General features: G+C 44.2%; 15 protein-coding genes and 1 other RNA gene. 9 read left to right on the plus strand and 7 right to left on the minus strand.

The window, feature by feature from the left end:
- The first annotated feature begins 89 nt into the window (after nt 1–89).
- A complete protein-coding gene (locus VRU48_RS02655) occupies nt 90–1184 on the plus strand; it encodes a serine hydrolase domain-containing protein (protein WP_330106376.1) in 1095 nt (364 codons plus the stop codon).
- On the opposite strand, the gene VRU48_RS02660 is transcribed toward VRU48_RS02655, so the two are convergent.
- On the minus strand, nt 1185–1901 hold the full coding sequence (locus tag VRU48_RS02660) for a L,D-transpeptidase family protein (RefSeq protein WP_330106377.1): 717 nt from the start codon (nt 1899–1901) through the stop codon (nt 1185–1187). It abuts the gene before it with no gap.
- Between the two features lie 8 nt (nt 1902–1909).
- Complete coding sequence (locus VRU48_RS02665) at nt 1910–2245, minus strand: MerR family transcriptional regulator (protein ID WP_199139355.1); 336 nt, start codon at nt 2243–2245, stop codon at nt 1910–1912.
- A gap of 118 nt (nt 2246–2363) precedes the next feature.
- Between VRU48_RS02665 and alaS the strand changes: the two genes are divergently transcribed.
- Both alaS and VRU48_RS02675 read left to right on the plus strand, forming a co-directional pair.
- Nucleotides 2364–4970, plus strand: coding sequence for an alanine--tRNA ligase (gene alaS / locus VRU48_RS02670; RefSeq protein WP_330106378.1), 2607 nt, complete (start codon nt 2364–2366; stop codon nt 4968–4970).
- Nucleotides 4971–5073: 103 nt separating this feature from the next.
- Entirely contained in the window at nt 5074–6258 is a 1185-nt protein-coding gene (locus VRU48_RS02675) for an ATP-binding protein (RefSeq protein ID WP_330106379.1), read from the plus strand.
- Nucleotides 6259–6322: 64 nt separating this feature from the next.
- On the opposite strand, the gene VRU48_RS02680 is transcribed toward VRU48_RS02675, so the two are convergent.
- Nucleotides 6323–6820: a hypothetical protein gene (locus VRU48_RS02680; protein ID WP_330106380.1), complete on the minus strand. Its 498-nt coding sequence runs from the start codon at nt 6818–6820 to the stop codon at nt 6323–6325.
- Nucleotides 6821–6838: 18 nt separating this feature from the next.
- Complete coding sequence (locus VRU48_RS02685; protein WP_330106381.1) at nt 6839–7297, minus strand: hypothetical protein; 459 nt, start codon at nt 7295–7297, stop codon at nt 6839–6841.
- Nucleotides 7298–7438: 141 nt separating this feature from the next.
- Here VRU48_RS02685 and gatB point away from each other — a divergent pair, with 141 nt between their 5' ends.
- The 5 genes from gatB to VRU48_RS02710 all read left to right on the plus strand — a co-directional run bounded on the left by gatB (nt 7439) and on the right by VRU48_RS02710 (nt 13574).
- Entirely contained in the window at nt 7439–8902 is a 1464-nt protein-coding gene (gatB, locus tag VRU48_RS02690) for an Asp-tRNA(Asn)/Glu-tRNA(Gln) amidotransferase subunit GatB (protein WP_330106382.1), read from the plus strand.
- Between the two features lies 1 nt (nt 8903).
- Nucleotides 8904–10013 (plus strand): TlpA disulfide reductase family protein, encoded by a 1110-nt coding sequence (locus VRU48_RS02695; RefSeq protein ID WP_330106383.1) that lies wholly within the window; start codon nt 8904–8906, stop codon nt 10011–10013.
- A 103-nt stretch (nt 10014–10116) separates the two neighbouring features.
- On the plus strand, nt 10117–10806 hold the full coding sequence (locus tag VRU48_RS02700) for a response regulator transcription factor (protein ID WP_199139343.1): 690 nt from the start codon (nt 10117–10119) through the stop codon (nt 10804–10806).
- A 169-nt stretch (nt 10807–10975) separates the two neighbouring features.
- Nucleotides 10976–11698: an RluA family pseudouridine synthase gene (locus VRU48_RS02705; protein ID WP_330106384.1), complete on the plus strand. Its 723-nt coding sequence runs from the start codon at nt 10976–10978 to the stop codon at nt 11696–11698.
- Nucleotides 11699–11783: 85 nt separating this feature from the next.
- The gene (locus tag VRU48_RS02710) at nt 11784–13574 is read left to right on the plus strand and encodes a chloride channel protein (protein WP_330106385.1); all 1791 of its coding nucleotides are present in this window, start codon (nt 11784–11786) and stop codon (nt 13572–13574) included.
- Nucleotides 13575–13662: 88 nt separating this feature from the next.
- Here the strand turns inward: VRU48_RS02710 and VRU48_RS02715 are convergent, their stop codons facing one another.
- Both VRU48_RS02715 and rnpB read right to left on the minus strand, forming a co-directional pair.
- Complete coding sequence (locus tag VRU48_RS02715) at nt 13663–15066, minus strand: sigma-54-dependent transcriptional regulator (protein WP_330106386.1); 1404 nt, start codon at nt 15064–15066, stop codon at nt 13663–13665.
- Between the two features lie 58 nt (nt 15067–15124).
- Nucleotides 15125–15499: RNase P RNA component class A (gene rnpB, locus VRU48_RS02720), an RNA gene on the minus strand.
- A gap of 51 nt (nt 15500–15550) precedes the next feature.
- Here rnpB and VRU48_RS02725 point away from each other — a divergent pair.
- Nucleotides 15551–16747: a hypothetical protein gene (locus VRU48_RS02725; protein WP_330106387.1), complete on the plus strand. Its 1197-nt coding sequence runs from the start codon at nt 15551–15553 to the stop codon at nt 16745–16747.
- A 40-nt stretch (nt 16748–16787) separates the two neighbouring features.
- Here VRU48_RS02725 and VRU48_RS02730 read toward each other — a convergent pair whose 3' ends face one another.
- Nucleotides 16788–17210, minus strand: coding sequence for a c-type cytochrome (locus VRU48_RS02730; protein WP_330106388.1), 423 nt, complete (start codon nt 17208–17210; stop codon nt 16788–16790).
- Nucleotide 17211: the final 1 nt, after the last annotated feature.

A 17211-nucleotide genomic window follows, 5' to 3' on the forward strand; every position in this document is an offset into this window, starting at 1 on the left:
AATAAATGCACTGGTCGCTACCGACTGGTGCATTTATAGTTTATAGCCAGCAGATTAAACCTTTTCTAAATTTTGGCATCTTTAAAGGTATGAAAACGCTTAAAATTTCCCTGCTCTGCCTGTTTTGCCTTGGTGTGCTGCAAAGCAAAGCCCAATATAACTTCAGTAAAGTCGATGCCTGGCTCTCGGCCAATGCCGATAATTTCAGTGGGCGTGCCTTTCTGACGATTTACAAAGACGGAAAAACAGTTTATGCCAATTCGGTTAACCAACCTAATGCCAGGCAAAAAATAGGCGCTCGTCTTTTGGCCAGGCAACAACAGAAAGCAGTGAGTTTGGACAATTATACAGCTACAACGGTTTTATCCATTGCCAGTTGCAGCAAATGGCTGAGCGCGGCCTTGGTGATGACTTTTGTTGACGAAGGCAAGCTGAAGCTAAGCGATACGGTAGGCCGGTTTTTGCCGGTGTTAAGCCAAAATGGAAAAGGAAAGATTACCATTAGCCAATGCCTTTCGCACCTAACGGGTATTAAAGCTGCCGCTCTGAGAGATGACCTTGCAGACATGAGAAAAGCCAACAACATGGACGAAACGATTGCTTTTATCGCAGCTTTGCCCATGGAGGGCGAACCCGGAAAAGTATTTCATTACAGCAATGTTGGCTTGCAAATAGCAGGAGCAGTGCTGGAAAAAATAAGTGGCAAGAGCTTCGAAACCCTATTTCAGGAACGAATTGCCCAACCTTTAGGCATGAAGAATACAAGTTTTGGCCAGAAGAAGGTGGTTTTGCCCGCAGGTGGTGCTAGCAGTACCGCCGAAGATTATGTTAGCTTTTTAACCATGATCCAGAATAAAGGACTGTACAAGGGCAAAAGGATCTTAAGCGAAGCCAGCGTTGCCCAGATGCAGGTAAACCGCATAACTGCCGATGTAAAAGTAGCTTATACCCCTGCAGAAGCGGGTAGTGGTTTGGGCTATGGCTACGGCGAGTGGGTAACCAAAAGCTCTATCTTGGCCAATTTGAGCCCTTATGTAAGCAGTCCGGGTTTGTTTGGCGGTTTTCCCTTATTGGAGAAAGAGCACGGCTATATAGCTGTTTTAATGACTTATAACCTGAAAAATAAAGGAAGGCAAGCACAGTACGAAACCCTAAGGCAATTGATTAACGAAGCCGTAAAATAATTATTTCTTGATTTCTATAGGAGTATCTTGGTAAACCAATTCCCTAAATTGGGTCATGTCGGCATTACTTAAGGCTACGCAGCCATTGGTCCAGTCTTTTTTCTTTTTCACGCCTTTAGAAGTGCCATGCACCATAATGTTGCTGCCCGGTGTTAGGCCCTTTGCTTTGGCTCTTGCCGAATCGATTTTATTGGGGTAGGAAATATGGAAAGAATGAAAGGTAGAACTGTTCCATCTTTGCCAGTCCAGTGTGTAGGTTCCTTCGGGCGTACGGCCATCGCCTTCATATTCTTTTTGGCCTACCGGATTAGGCCCAAGTGCAACGGGGAAGGTTTTTACGGTTTTGCCGTCTTTGAGCAAGTACATTTTTCGCTCGCTTTTGATAACCAGTACTTTATTCACCAGATTACGGCGCCTAAAGTTTTCTTCTGCAAGGGCAACGGCTTTGTTGTAGTCGCTTTTCATTCCCCATTTTAATATCGACTTCACAGAGAAGAGTATTTTGAGGTAGTTTTTGGTTTGGCCAGCCGTATCGCCGGTTATTTTTTTATAGGCCAAATAATCGTCTAAATCGCCTTGCGTAACCACAATGTTTTGTTGCTTGGCAAAGGTCGACGAGGTATCGGCAAATAAAACCTTGGCCCTTTGGTCGTTTTGGGCATTCGAATGGCACGAAACGCATAATACAGTTGCAAAAAACAAAAAGAGCCTGAGCATACGAGCGATTAGATTTCTTCGTTCAATTTAAGCAAAAAATCTTTCAGGCGCTCTAAAGAAGCGATTACCTTCTGGTTTTCCTTCACGTCGCTGCTGTTGTTTTTCAGGTGTTCTTTGGCCCCTTTTAGGGTAAAGCCCTTTTCGTCTACCAAGTGGAAGATGATTTTCAGGTTCTCGATGTCTTCAGGTGTAAAAAGCCGATTTCCCTTCTTGTTTTTCTTGGGCTGCAGTACGTCGAATTCCTTTTCGTAGAACCTGATTTGCGAAGCATTTACGCCAAACATTTCGGTAACCTCGCCCATGGTATAATACATTTTATTGATTTCTCTCTCTTTGTACGGCATGTTCTAAACTGATAATGAGTAATTTGTGGCTTTTATTTGAAGTATTCAAATGTAAAGGGATTTTAGTAGAATACCGCAATAAAATTTTAATTTTGTTCTCCTAAATTTTCTACACGAGATGACAGCAAAAGAAATAAGACAAACCTATCTGAGTTTTTTCAAAAGCAAACAACATCATATTGTTCCTTCGGCGCCCATAGTGGTTAAAAACGATCCAACCCTCATGTTTACCAATGCCGGCATGAACCAGTTTAAAGATTTGTTTTTGGGCGAGGCTGCCATCAAATATCCGCGTGTTGCCGATACCCAACGCTGTTTGCGCGTTTCGGGCAAGCACAACGACTTAGAGGAGGTGGGTATCGATACCTATCACCACACCATGTTCGAAATGCTGGGCAACTGGAGCTTTGGCGATTATTTCAAGAAAGAAGCCATTGCCTGGAGCTGGAAATTGCTAACCGAAGTCTACAAAATTCCGAAAGACCAATTATACGTTTCAATTTTTGAAGGCGACGAGAAGGAAGGCCTGCCACGCGATACTGAAGCCTATGAGCTTTGGAAGCAATATGTACCCGAAGACCGCATTATTTTAGGCAACAAGAAAGATAATTTCTGGGAAATGGGCGATACCGGACCTTGTGGACCCTGCTCGGAAATCCATGTGGATTGCCGCAGTGCCGAAGAACGTAAGGATGGCAAGGGCAAGGATCTCGTTAATGCCGATCATCCACAGGTTATCGAAATCTGGAACAATGTATTTATGCAGTTTAACCGCTTGAAAGACGGTTCGTTAAAGCCGCTTCCGGCACAGCATGTGGATACCGGGATGGGTTTTGAGCGTTTGGTGCGTGTGTTGCAAGGCAAATCGTCAAACTACGATACCGATGTTTTCCAGCCATTGATCCAGTTTGTGGCCGATAAATGCGGAATCGCCTATGGCCATGCCGAACAAACCGATATCGCCATGCGCGTAATGGCCGACCACATTCGTGCCATTTCTTTTGTTATTGCCGATGGTCAATTGCCGTCAAACAACAAGGCAGGCTACGTGATCCGTCGTATTTTGCGCAGGGCCGTGCGTTATGCCTATACTTTCCTCAACCTGAAAGAGCCTTTCCTGAACCAATTGGTACCTGTATTGGCCGAGCAGTTTAAGGGTGTTTTTGACGAGCTTTACCTGCAAAAAGACTTTGTGCAAAAAGTGGTTTTAGAAGAGGAAGTTTCCTTTTTGAGAACTTTAGCTACAGGCATTCAACGCTTTGAACGTTACGAAACTAAAGATGCTATTGATGGCAATTTTGCCTTCGAATTATATGATACCTTTGGTTTTCCGATAGACCTTACCGAGCTGATGGCCAGAGAAAAAGGCTGGTCGGTTGATATGGAAGGTTTCAACAAGGCCTTAGAAGAACAAAAGAACCGTTCGCGCGCCGCAACCGCTATCGATACCGAAGATTGGGTAATTGTGAATGAAGGCAACGATACCGAATTTGTAGGCTACGACGACTTTGAGGCCGAAACAGAAATCTTAAAATACAGAAAGATCAATGCCAAAGGCAAGGAACAATATCAAATTGTATTGCGCCAAACCCCTTTTTATGCCGAAAGCGGTGGTCAGGTAGGCGATACCGGCCGTTTAGAAGACCACAGTCGCCTGTTTTCGGTAGCCATTACCGATACCAAAAAAGAAAACGGCATTGTTGTGCACTACGCCGATACCCTGCCAACCGATGTAGAAGGCAAATTTTGGGCAGTAATTGACGAAGACAAACGCGCTTTAACAGAAGATAACCACTCGGCTACACATTTGCTACATGCCGCGCTTAAAAAAGTATTGGGTACGCATGTAAACCAGAAAGGAAGTTTGGTTAATGCCGATTACCTGCGTTTCGATTTTTCGCATTTCGCCAAAATCAGTGACGAAGATTTGCAGGCCATAGAGCATATCGTAAACGGAAAGATCAGGGAAAACATCGTGCTTAAAGAGCAAAGGAACGTACCTTACGACGAAGCCATTAATTCGGGTGTAACAGCGCTGTTTGGCGAAAAATACGGCGATTTTGTACGGATGATTACATTTGACGATCATTTCTCGAAAGAGCTTTGCGGCGGTACGCACGTAAAGGCCACCGGACAGATCGGTTATTTCAAGATTGTTTCAGAAAGTGCTGTAGCTGCTGGAGTTCGTCGTATCGAAGCCATTACAGCGGCCAAAGCCGAAGAGTTTATCGTTAACCAAAGCAAGGAAATTAATCAGTTAAAAGGGCTTTTAAAGGGCAATCAGAGTATGAGTGCTGCGGTGCAGGCCTTGATGGAGGAAAATGCCAAGCTGAAAAAAGAAGTTGAGAAAAGCATTTTGGCCAAAGCTGGCGATATGAAACAAGACATTGCAGCCAAAGCCGAAAATATCAATGGCGTTAATTTCATTGCCGTGCACGTTGATTTGCCTAACGCCGAAGCCGTAAAAAATCTGGCTTTTGAGGTGAAGGCCATGGTGCCACATCTTTACCTGGTATTAACTACACTGATTGATGCCAAGCCGGGTATTACCGTAATGATTTCGGAAGATACCGTAAGCGAACAACTGAACGCGGCAAAAATTGTACGCGAGTTGGGCAAGGAAATTCAAGGTGGCGGGGGCGGACAGCCATTTTATGCTACCGCAGGCGGTAAAAATGCCGAAGGATTGGAACAGGTATTAATTAAGGCCAAAACATTTTTATAAGATTATTTAAAGAGGCGAAAGCCTCTTTTTTTTATACGCTATTTTTATTTACTCAATATATTGAGTAATTTTACTCAGTATATTGAGTAAATTGTAAAATACTATGGAACGTATTGAATTACAGAAAGTTATAAAGGTGATTTATGAGCCAAAAAAGTTTATACAAGTGCTTGTTGGGCCTAGGCAGGTTGGCAAAACTACCTTGGTAAACCAATTGGTCGAAAAAATCAATATGCCTTATCTTTTTGAATCGGCTGATGCTGTTCCGGCTTCTGATCAGGTGTGGATTGAGCAATTATGGAACAGTGTTAGGCAAATGATGCGCGATGAAGCGCAGACCGAATATCTACTGGTTATCGACGAAATTCAGAAAATTAACAATTGGAGCGAAATCGTAAAGCGCCTTTGGGATGAAGATGTACGTTTAGGCTTTGATATTAGGGTTATTTTGTTGGGCTCTTCTCGGTTGCTTATTCAGCAAGGACTAACAGAATCTTTGGCGGGCAGATTCGAACTTACTTATTTGGGCCACTGGAGTTTTGCCGAAATGGAAAAAGCCTTTGGTTTTACCGCCGAACAATATGCCTGGTTTGGGGGCTATCCTGGTTCGGCCCATTTAATTGGCGATGAAGAGCGTTGGAAAAAATACGTGACAGATGCGCTTATAGAAACCAGTATTTCTAAAGATATTCTAATGCTGACCAGGGTTGATAAACCCGCATTAATGAAGCGCCTGTTCGAATTGGGTTGCTTGTACTCGGGCCAGATACTCTCCTATACCAAAATACAGGGCCAACTGGCCGATGCGGGCAACACCACTACGTTATCTCATTACTTACAGCTTTTAGATACAGCTGGCCTGTTGGGTGGCATTGAAAAATTCGCGGCTGATATCATCAGAAAGCGTTCTTCAAGCCCTAAGTTTCAAGTGCATAACAACGCCCTGATCAGTGCGCAACACAATGCCTTTTTTGAGGAGGTAAGACAGCAACCCGCCGAATGGGGCAGGATTGTAGAATCGGCTATTGGTGCTCATCTGCTCAATTCGGCTTTGGTAGAAGGATATAAGATATTCTATTGGAGAAACAGAAATGACGAGGTCGATTTTGTATTGGAAAAACGTGGCAGAATTGTCGGTATCGAAGTGAAAAGCGCTGGCTTTGTAACCAGGACATCGGGCATGGATGCCTTCAATAAGATGTACCTACCCCATAAAACCTATTTGGTGGGTGCCGGTGGCATTCCATGGCAAGAGTTTTTAAAGATGTCGCCTTCGCAGCTGTTTTAACTGAAAGAGAAACCAAACAAAAAGGGCTTCAAATTATTGAAGCCCTTTTCAGTGTTATTTTAGGCTAATGTTTGTCTTTGTCGTGGCCTTTGCCATGTCCGTTGTTTCCATTGCCTTTGCCATACATTTTTTTGGCTTGTCCTGGAGGCATGCCGTGCGGATGTCCCTTTACAACGTAGTACCTTTTGTCGTCACTGTTTCTGATAACCATTTGCCTACCGCCCCAGTTTTTGTACTTCACATATTTAACCCTGTCATCGTTGAAGTTTAAATAAGGCCTGTCTCTGTTAATGACTACTTTGTAGCCGTTATAAAGATCGTAGTTGTTGTATCGGGCAGGTAAGTTGGCGCTGAAAATCCATCTGCCTCCATCCAAATAAACGAATTGGTGCTTTGGTACGTAATAGTAGCTTTCTATATCGGGCAGATAGTAATACTGGGCATAGTCATAGCCTGTTGGCCCCCATAAAGGTTGCGAGCCGATATTGATGTTTACGTTGATTTGTGCCTTGGTGCTTACTGATGCAATTCCGAGCATGAGTAAGAATATTAGCTTTTTCATGATTGTGCTATTTAAAGATTAGTCCCTGTGGCCTTTGCTGCCTTTGTGCTTGCCACGGTCGTGTTTGTCGAACCTTTGTTCGTGTCTTTCGTACCTAACGCTACGGTATTGTGGTCGGCCAAATGCCGAATGTCTTGCCTCCGGCCTCGAATAGTTTGTATAAACACGACGTTCTAAATAAGGATGTGGCCTGTTGATCACTACTTTTCTGGCATTATAGAGGTTATAGCTCCGGTACCTGTTTGGCAAATAGGCTCTGTGCACCCATCTGTTTCGCTCTAGGTAAACAAACTGGCGGGTGGGTACATAATAATAGCTGTTGATTTCTGGCAGATAATAGTAATCTACATAATCGTATCCTCGAGGGCCCCATTGTGGCTGTGCGCCAATGTTGATGCTTACGCTAACTTGTGCTTTTGCAGGTTGGTATAGGACACTGGCCAAGCCAACTGCTGCGATTAGGATGAACTTTTTCATAATTTTCGATTTTGCGTGTGCCAACGTAAATCCAATTCTGTGCCACAACCAGAATATTACCTTATTTCAATGAAATTGATACATTTTTCATTTATCTTTGGCAAGCATTCAATGCCCATTTAAACAGAAAATTGCCCATTAATGAGTACAAAAACTGCCGCAGAAAGTGTAAGCTATGAATTGGTTTCTGGATTGGAAATACATGTACAGTTAAATACACAATCTAAAATCTTTTCTTCAGATAGTGCTGTTTTTGGGGCCGGTCCGAACCAACATATTTCGGCAGTTTCATTGGCTTTGCCAGGCGCTTTGCCCAAGCTCAACAAAGAAGTAGTGGCCAAAGCCATCAGGATAGGTCTGGCGCTCAATTGCCAGATCAATCAATACAATTTCTTCGACCGCAAGAATTATTTCTATGCCGATTTGCCCAAAGGCTATCAGATTACCCAAGATAACAGTCCGATTTGCAAAAACGGCTATCTGGATGTAGTATTGGCCAACGGCGAAGAAAAACGCATTGGCATTAACCGCATCCACTTGGAAGAAGACGCCGGAAAAAGCCTGCACGACCAAGATCCGCAGTATTCTTATGTGGATTTGAACAGGGCAGGTGTACCGCTGATTGAAATTGTAACCGAACCCGATGTACGTTCGGCCGAAGAAGCGGCGGCCTTGCTTACAGAAATCAGAAAACTGGTGCGCCACCTGAACGTGAGCGATGGCAATATGGAAGAAGGTTCCCTGCGCTGCGATGCCAATATCTCTATCCGTAAAAAAGGAGAAAACAGTTTTGGAACACGTTGTGAGGTAAAAAACCTCAATTCAATACGTAATGTACGCCGGGCCATGGATTTCGAGTTTGGCCGTCAGGTGGAGGTGCTGGAAGCCGGCGGAGCCATTAAGCAAAGCACCTTGAATTTTGATGCAGATGCTGGTACTACTTCGCCGATGCGGACCAAGGAAGAGGCCAACGACTATCGTTATTTTCCCGACCCAGATTTGCCTCCAATAGTTATTTCAGACGAGTGGCTCAACGAAATCAAGGCCAATATGCCTGCCTTGCCCAACGAAATAGCCAAACAGTTAATGGCCGAGCTTAGCCTGAATAAGGCCGAAGCAAACATGCTGGCCGAAGACAGCGAGTTGCTGCAGTATTTTGAACAAGGTAAGGAAACAGTAAGCAATCCCAAAAGTTTAATCAATTGGTTGCTTGGGGCTATCAGATCGTTGCTAAGCGAACAAGAGATTGGCATAGCCGATTATCAGGTAAAGCCCCAACAGCTGGCGCAGGTAATCAACCTGGTTGACGCCAAAAAAATCAGTCAGCAAAACGCCTTGCAACAATTATTGCCGGCCTTGGCCAAGCAGCCAGATCAGGATGCAACGAATCTTGCCGAACAGCTCAATTTGCTGATCGTAGAAAATACCGACGAGCTGAACCAGTTTATTGAAGAAGTGCTGGCCAAGTATGCGCCACAGGTACAGGCATACAAAACCGGTAAAAAAGGCGTTTTAGGATTGTTTGTTGGCGAGGTAATGAAACTGGCCAAAGGAAAGGCGGATGCCAAGAAAATCAATGACCTTATTATAGAAAAATTAAAATAACATGAAGAAATTAAGCTACGTCTTGGGTTTAGCCCTGGCCTTAACCGCCTGTAAAGACAACACCAAGTTTGTAATTGATGGCAAGATAGAAAATCCGGGTGCCGAGAAAAAAGTATTTCTCTATGGCATGGGCGACAACAATATGAAGGTGCTGGACTCGACCACGCTTTCTGAAAAAGGAGAGTTCAAATTCAGCAACGTATCGCCTGAAGCCAACTTTTTTAGGGTAAACATCGGTACCAGCGAATATATTTTGGTAGCCAAGAACGGCGATAAAGTTGATTTTAAGGCCGATTTGAGCAATCCAAAACACGATTATACCATGAGTGGCGCAGAAGATGCCGATAAGCTGATGGAATTTAACAAGCTAAAAACAAGCTATAGCGACAAAATAGAGGTTATTAAATCCGATTTTGAGAAAAAAGTAGCTGCCAATCCGGCCGAACGCGAGGCTCTGGTAGCGCAGATTTCGCCGGTATACATGAAAGCGGTTGACGATTTGAACAAAGCTATCGTCAAGTTTGCTTTAGACAATACCAAATCGCTGGTTAGTTTTTATGCCATCAGCCTGATCAATCCAACCGGAAACGAAGATTCGATGGTTGCCTATGCCGAAAAGGTAGACGAAAACCTGAAAAAGAACAACAGCGCAGTTAAAAACTTCGTAGAAAAGGTAAGCAAGCTCAAGGCCGTACAGGTAGGGCAGCAAGCGCCTGATTTTACCATTAACGGATTAGATGGCAAGCCTGTGCATTTGGCCGATTTTAAAGGAAAATATGTATTGCTCGATTTCTGGGCATCGTGGTGCGGACCATGCAGAAACGAAAATCCAAACGTGGTTAAGGCCTACAACAAATACAAAGACAGGAACTTTACCATTTTGGGCATTTCGCTCGATAAAGACAAGAGCGCTTGGGAGCAGGCCATTAAACAAGACGGGCTGACTTGGAACCATGCCGGCGAATTAAAGGATTTTGAAGGTTCAACGGTAAGATTGTACCAGGTAGAAGCTATTCCGAGTTCGTTTTTGCTTGATCCTAACGGCAAAATCGTGGCGAGAAACCTAAGAGGCGAAGAATTGGATGCTTTCTTAAACAAAACCTTACCTTAAGCCTAAATCAATGTTAAAAATATTACATGTATTAACAATTTGTTAACTTCGCTTTAACGTTGTAGTACAATTGTATTCTTACTTTCGTAATAAAAAATAAACGATGAGTACAGCCAAACAAAAGATATTAATTGTTGATGATGAGCCGGATATTTTAGAGCTGATCGAATATAATTTAAAGAAGGAAGGGTACCAGGTATTTTTAGCAAGCAACGGCCAAGACGGCATTTCTGTAGCTAAAAAAGTGCATCCCGATTTGATTATCCTCGATATCATGATGCCTAAAATGGACGGGATTGAGGCTTGCCGTTTAATGCGGGCCATTCCGGAGTTCAAGAATACTTTTATGGTGTTCTTAACCGCCAGAAGCGAAGAATATTCTGAAATTGCTGGTTTTAATGTAGGTGCCGACGATTATATTGCCAAGCCGATCAAACCAAGAGCTTTGGTGAGCCGTATCAATGCCATATTGCGCAGAAATGCCAGTGGCGACGAGGTTTCTGATAACAAAGTTGAAATTGGCGATTTGGTAATCGATAGGGAAGCCTATTTGGTTTTTAAAGATGGCGAAAAGGTAATCTTGGCCAAAAAAGAATTCGAATTGCTGTACCTCTTGGCCTCTAAGCCGGGCAAGGTCTATACCCGCGAAGCCATTCTGAAAAACATTTGGGAAGATTCGGTGGTGGTAACCAACCGCACCATCGACGTGCATATCCGTAAACTGAGAGAAAAATTGGGCGAAAACTATGTGGCTACCGTAAAAGGCGTGGGCTACAAATTCGAACTTTCTTAAACCATAAAGCATTTTATAGCGAAAAGCCTTGGCCTTGGTGTCGAGGCTTTTTTGTTTTCTGTCGTTGTGAAGAGAAACAAGGAAGCCTGTTTGCGGTAGGCAGGAACATCAACGAATGAACCAATGAACGGATAAAATTCGTACTTTTGCAGAAATATTCAATTACTGAGTGAAATATCCTGCATTTAAAGACCTGATCCTATTCGAAAACGATGACTATATCGTTGTAAACAAACCTCCGTTTATTGCTTCGCTCGACGAGCGCAGTGCGCCTGGCAAAATCAACATTTTGCGCATGGCCAAGCAATACGCAGACGATGCACAGGTTTGCCATCGCTTGGATAAGGAAACTTCTGGGGCTATTGTTATCGCCAAACACCCCGAAGCCTACCGGTCGCTTTCTATGCAGTTTGAACGCAGAAAGGTAAACAAGATCTATCACGCCGTAGTAGATGGCCAGTTTCAGTTCGACAACCTTTTTGTCGATTTGCCCATTTTAAACGATGGCAACAAAAACGTAACCATCGATAGGCAGGAAGGCAAGCGCGCCGAAACCTATTTCAACTCTTTAAAATACTATAAGCATTATACTTTGGTAGAATGTAAGCCGGTTACCGGCCGGATGCACCAGATACGCATCCACTTGGCTACGCAGCGTGCAGCCATTTGTGGCGATGCCATGTACCGTGGCAAACCGGTATTTCTATCGAACATTAAAAAAGGCTACCGTTTGGCCAAAGACGAAGAAGAACAGCCTATTATGAAGCGTTTTGCGCTCCATGCCAAGCAGATTACCTTTAAAGGCTTAGACGGTCAGGATATTACGGTAGAAGCGGCTTATCCGAAAGATTTTGCCACGCTTTTAAAGCTGCTCGATAAATTCGATGCGTAAAAGGTACGTGTAAAAATAGGCTATCGGCAGGTAGCCCCATCATGCGCTCTATATTTATTTGATCACCCAAAATCAACTTTGTCTGATGTATGCAGGATTTGTAGCTAATGTTAACCGGCTTAATGAGTATAGAAAAAGTAAAATCTCCAACCGGAATTTTCTGGTTGTTGCGGCCCTGATTGTTGGCGTTTTGGCCGGCTTGGCGGCAGCGCTGCTCAAAACCATTACCCATCATATCGAAAAGTTTTTGCAAACAGACCTGCATTGGCAATACAAATACTATTTATACCTGCTGTTTCCTTTAATCGGTATTTTTCTTTCGGTGGCTTATGTACGTCGTTTTATCAGAAAAGGAAAGTTCGAAACCGGTTTAACGCCATTGCTGTATACCATTTCTAGAAATTCGAGCAAGTTGGAGCTCCATAATTCCTATTCGCAAATTATTACGGCCGCCTTAACCGTAGGTTTTGGGGGTTCAACCGGACTGGAAGCGCCTATCGTAACCAGTGGTTCGACTATAGGCTCGGCAGTGGGCCGTTTTTTGGGCCTTTCTTACCGCGAGATTACGCTTTTGCTGGCTTGTGGCGCAGCAGGGGCCATAGCTGGGGCTTTTAACAGTCCCATTGCGGGAATTGTATTTGCCATAGAAATCCTGTTGCCCGAATTTACCATTCCGGCTTTCATACCTTTGCTTTTGTCGGCAGCCACGGCAGCGGTAGTAGCCAGGTTCTTTTACAACGAGCAATTGTTTTACCTGGTAACCGAAGGCTGGGAGGTAAACGCATTGGGCTTTTATGTGGTTTTGGCAGGCCTAATCGGCTTGTTCTCCATTTATTTTGGCAAGGCTAATTACGCCATCAAAGGCTTTTTCTATAAAATCAAACATCCCTACAAAAAGGTAATTATTGGCGGATTGATGCTGGGCGCCTTGGTTTTCCTGTTTCCAACTCTATACGGCGAAGGCTATATCACCATCAAGAACCTGTTAAAAGGCGATACTACGGCAGTCATCAACAACAGTATATTTGCCGATTACAGCATTTTTCCGGCGGTTATTCTGCTTTTTACAGTCATTACCGTGTTTGCCAAGTCGGTGGCTACGCTGGTTACGCTTGGCGCGGGCGGTAACGGTGGTATTTTTGCGCCGAGTTTGATTATCGGCGGACTGATTGGCTTTAGTGTGGCTTTTAGTATCAATACTTTAGGGATTGCTCATGTAAATACAGCCAATTTTATTGTGGCCGGCATGGCTGCATCGCTGGGGTCGATTATGCACGCCCCTTTAACGGGTATCTTTCTGATTGCCGAAATTACCGGAGGCTATGTGCTGATGGTGCCTTTAATGATTACCACGGCTATTGCCTACCTCATTAACCGCAGTGCCAACAAATATTCCATCTATACCAAGCCTTTGGCCGATAAAGGCCAGCTTTCGCACCACGAAGACAAAGACACTACGGTACTGAACATGATGAAGCTGCGCTACCTGGTAGAAAAGGATTACCTGGTGTTAAAGCAGGGCGATTTGATCAAGGATAAAATGGGAGAGGTGCTGCAATCGAAACGCAACCTGTTTCCGGTAGTGGATGAACAAGGAAAACTCTTTGGCCTGTTGTACGTAGAAGATATTCTGAAGGTAGCCGTCGGACAATCGATAGACGAAACCTTAGCCATCGACGAATTGGTACAGCCTGTGCCTCAATTATTACCTATCGATGCCGATTTGAAGCAGGTACTCCAGCTGATGGAAAACGAAAATGTATGGATTTTGCCGGTAGTTGACAGCCAGGAGGAATATGTTGGCTTTGTTTCAAAAACCGCCATATTCAATAAATACAGAGCCATGTTGAGCCGTCAGGCCGATTATTTGAGTTAGCCACATCTAGGGCTAAAGCTATCAAAATAAAAAAGTCAGTAGTGTTAAATTTAAGGCTACTGACTTTTGACTTCGAACTACCGATTAATTATTCGCTTCTTTTTAAACCGAACTTTTCGATTTTGCTGTACAGGTGACTTCGTTGAATTTCGATGTCGTCGGCGGTTTTAGAAACGTTCCAGTTGTTTTTTTCCAGTTTGAACTTGATGAATTCTTTCTCGGCGTGGTCTTTATAATCCTGAAAATTCGAAAACCTGTCGTAATCTATTGCCGAGCCTCCATGCGTAGCCGTGGCATGTCCATTTCCGTTTGCAGCGCCAATGTTGGTGCCGCCAGTAGGGTTGGCAAAAGCTACTACATCATTTTCAGTGATGACTTTGTCGCTCAAGATGATCAAACGCTCAATCATGTTGTGCAGTTCACGTACGTTACCGGTCCATGGCAGGCCTTTAAGTGCATTCATGGCGGCATCGTTTATTTTCTTTACCGGCATGCCGTAATCGTTGCAGATTTCTTCTAAAAAGTGTTGTGCAATGACCGGAATATCGTCGGTTCGTTCTGTTAAATGCGGTACGTGGATGTTGATGACGTTGAGGCGATGGTAAAGGTCCATCCTGAAATTGCCATCCTCAATCTCTTTTAAAAGATCTTTGTTGGTGGCTGCAATTACGCGAACGTTTACATCCAGTTCTTTTTCGCCACCCACACGGGTAATTTTATGTTCTTGCAGGGCGCGCAATACCTTGGCTTGTGCCGAAAGGCTCATATCGCCAATCTCATCCAAAAACAAAGTACCACCATTGGCCAGTTCAAATTTGCCGATACGTTGTTTAACGGCAGAGGTAAACGAACCCTTTTCGTGGCCAAATAACTCACTTTCGATGAGTTCTGAAGGTATGGCCGCACAGTTTACCTCAATTAAAGGGCTCTCTGCACGGTTCGATTTTTCATGAATCCATCTCGCTACCAGTTCTTTACCGCTTCCGTTGGCTCCGGTAATCAGTACACGGGCTTCGGTAGGGGCCACGCGGTCGATGGTTTCCTTGATGCGGCCGATGCTTTCAGAATCGCCAAGGATATGACGGGTTTTGCTTACTTTTCGCTTTAAAACCTTGGTTTCGGTAACCAAAGTACCGCGGTCTAAGGCATTGCGAACGGTAATTAAAAGCCTATTCAGGTCAGGTGGTTTAGAAACAAAGTCGAACGCGCCTTTTTTGCTGGCTTCAATGGCTGTTTCTACGGTCCCGTGGCCAGATATCATGATAAACGGCAGGTCTGGTTTGAGGGCAAGCGCATTTTCGAGCACTTCCATACCGTCCATTTTGTTCATTTTGATGTCGCAAAGAACAAGGTCGTAGTTGTTCTTTTTGATAAGCTCCAGCCCGTCTATGCCGTTGTCTATATCGTCAACGTCGTAGCTTTCGTATTCCAAGATTTCGCGCAAGGTACTCCTTATCGCCCGCTCATCATCAATTATCAGCAATTTTGCCATGGGTGTGTTCTTCTTTTTAACTTTTCGCTAATATATTGTTTTTATTTAATCGTCAAATAAAAAATGCAAACCGATAAGCCGGGTTCTGTCCCCGATAAATCGGGTTTCTATCATTAATCTAGTATAAATGTTGCCATTTATCTCTAACGACCTACCCACTAACATCGGGCGAGCAGCCCTACGTGCGTTAGCCTATTTGGTCTTTCAACTCCCGGGGTTTACCAAAACGCTAATCGCTTAGCGAGCTCGTGAGCTCTTACCTCACGTTTTCACCCTTATCCCGATCAGATCGGGACGGTATATTTTCTGTGGCACTTTCCGTCACTCAGGTCTTCAATCCCAAGTTCCTTCCCGTTAGGAAGCGAGATGCTCTATGTTGCCCGGACTTTCCTCCTTTCTGTTTAACCAGAACGGCGATAGAATGGTTTGCATTTTTGCAAAGATAACCATTATATTTAATGATGATATCATAACGCTCATCCCAATGGAAGGTTTCGCCGCAGAAAAAGCCAAATTGGCTTCGCAATCCAATACCGTTTCGCCACAACACAGCACCAATGGAGCCTATTTGGTTGATAATAGGCCCAGCTCGGGCAACGCAGTTGTACAAAGGGTTAAAGGACTTGCTGTAGGAACAATGGTTGAAGTAACCAACGGGAATAAACCCTGGTATGGAGAGATCAAGGAGGACAAAGGCAATAGCTATGTTATACGTTTAGGCGGCGGCGATGATAAAAACCTGCACGAAGTAGCACAGGAACACGTGAAGGCTCATCCGACCTATGCAGCCATGAACAAGAAAAGGACATTGACGCTTGATGGGCAGCATGGCACAAACACGGCTAAGAATGTAGAATCGTTAGCCCAAGGCTTAGATTTTCAAAAGCAAGGGGCCAACGACGCTACCCAGTACAGCGGACCAGGCTTTTACTATTTTCCAAAGGGAAATTCGATGGATAAAGATGCGAAAGGATATGGACATGGGCATAAATTAGATATTTATACAACGGGACTTCATCAAGAAACGCGGGTTGCTGGAGATGTTGAAGGCGCGATCAAAACCTCCGCAAGTCTCGAGCTAGGACTGAGGGGCTTGAAAGGAAATGAGCTGGCACTAAGTTCTGTTAACCATCCGATGAACATGTGGGCAGAACGCCAAAGCGATCAAGGACGGGAAAAAGTAATCAGACCTCATTTATACGATAAAGGCCAATTGCTTCATGCCTTAAAAGTAGCGGCTGCATTGCCGGTGATGGATCCCAAAGGGCACCTGAAAACCAAGGAAGGCGAAAGAGACGATACGATTCTCGAATCAATTGGCGGAGAGGCCTATCACAACACCACTGATCCTGTTGAAGAAGCAGATAAGATGGATGACGCCGGAAGCCATAAGTTTACGGATTATGAAAATGCAGATAGACCAGGCCACGAGCTCATAGAAAATAAATATGGAGATCTAAAAATGCCCTATGCTATTTTTAAGGTATTGGTTAATGTAGCCGAATTTGATTTTAAGGCCAGGGCACATGATCCGGCAAAAGCCACAGCGCCTCAGGTAACCAGTGTAGGCGATAGCTTGGGCGAATCGATACTTCCATCTAAAGAAGAATTAGCGGCCATTATCAAAGCCGCAGTAAAGGCAAATCCTGATTGGTATCATGCGGAAGACCATGAAAAATGACAAAAGGCCTTCAAATTCGAAAGCCTTTTGATTTAAATTTCTATTTACAGTTTTGCAGATCGGCGGTAACCTTTTGGTAATCGTACATGCCTTGGTTGTTGCCAAACGAATTGGTGATGTAAACCATTACCTGTGCCACATCGATATCGTGGAGGTTCGGAAAATCGGGCATTTTGCCTTGGTAGGCTTTGCCGTTGATGGTAATAGGCTCGCTAGTGCCGTTTTTGATGATACAGGCTAGTTTAGCCTTGTTATCCTTTAAAAACACCGTATCGGTCAGTGGCGGAGCCAATTCGCCTAAACCCTCGCCGTTTTCGCCATGGCAGTTTTGGCAGTAGGTTTTGTAAAGATCCTTGCCGTTGGACATATACTTGGCCTTTTCTATTTCGCTGGCATCTTGGCAGGAATAGATTATTGCGGCTACAGTAAGCCAGAAAACGGTAAATAAAACGGTTTTGCGCATG

Source organism: Pedobacter albus, assembly GCF_036324255.1.
GTDB classification, from domain to species: Bacteria; Bacteroidota; Bacteroidia; order Sphingobacteriales; family Sphingobacteriaceae; genus Pedobacter; species Pedobacter albus.

Bases quoted from the DNA above. Each gene is read 5' to 3' on its own strand.
- VRU48_RS02685 (WP_330106381.1), bottom strand. From the start codon at position 7,297: ATGAAAAAGTTCATCCTAATCGCAGCAGTTGGCTTGGCCAGTGTCCTA.
- VRU48_RS02675 (WP_330106379.1), top strand. From the start codon at position 5,074: ATGGAACGTATTGAATTACAGAAAGTTATAAAGGTGATTTATGAGCCA.
- VRU48_RS02725 (WP_330106387.1), top strand. From the start codon at position 15,551: ATGGAAGGTTTCGCCGCAGAAAAAGCCAAATTGGCTTCGCAATCCAAT.
- VRU48_RS02655 (WP_330106376.1), top strand. From the start codon at position 90: ATGAAAACGCTTAAAATTTCCCTGCTCTGCCTGTTTTGCCTTGGTGTG.
- gatB (WP_330106382.1), top strand. From the start codon at position 7,439: ATGAGTACAAAAACTGCCGCAGAAAGTGTAAGCTATGAATTGGTTTCT.
- alaS (WP_330106378.1), top strand. From the start codon at position 2,364: ATGACAGCAAAAGAAATAAGACAAACCTATCTGAGTTTTTTCAAAAGC.
- VRU48_RS02665 (WP_199139355.1), bottom strand. From the start codon at position 2,245: ATGCCGTACAAAGAGAGAGAAATCAATAAAATGTATTATACCATGGGC.
- VRU48_RS02715 (WP_330106386.1), bottom strand. From the start codon at position 15,066: ATGGCAAAATTGCTGATAATTGATGATGAGCGGGCGATAAGGAGTACC.
- VRU48_RS02695 (WP_330106383.1), top strand. From the start codon at position 8,904: ATGAAGAAATTAAGCTACGTCTTGGGTTTAGCCCTGGCCTTAACCGCC.
- VRU48_RS02710 (WP_330106385.1), top strand. From the start codon at position 11,784: ATGTATGCAGGATTTGTAGCTAATGTTAACCGGCTTAATGAGTATAGA.
- VRU48_RS02700 (WP_199139343.1), top strand. From the start codon at position 10,117: ATGAGTACAGCCAAACAAAAGATATTAATTGTTGATGATGAGCCGGAT.
- VRU48_RS02730 (WP_330106388.1), bottom strand. From the start codon at position 17,210: ATGCGCAAAACCGTTTTATTTACCGTTTTCTGGCTTACTGTAGCCGCA.
- VRU48_RS02680 (WP_330106380.1), bottom strand. From the start codon at position 6,820: ATGAAAAAGCTAATATTCTTACTCATGCTCGGAATTGCATCAGTAAGC.
- VRU48_RS02660 (WP_330106377.1), bottom strand. From the start codon at position 1,901: ATGCTCAGGCTCTTTTTGTTTTTTGCAACTGTATTATGCGTTTCGTGC.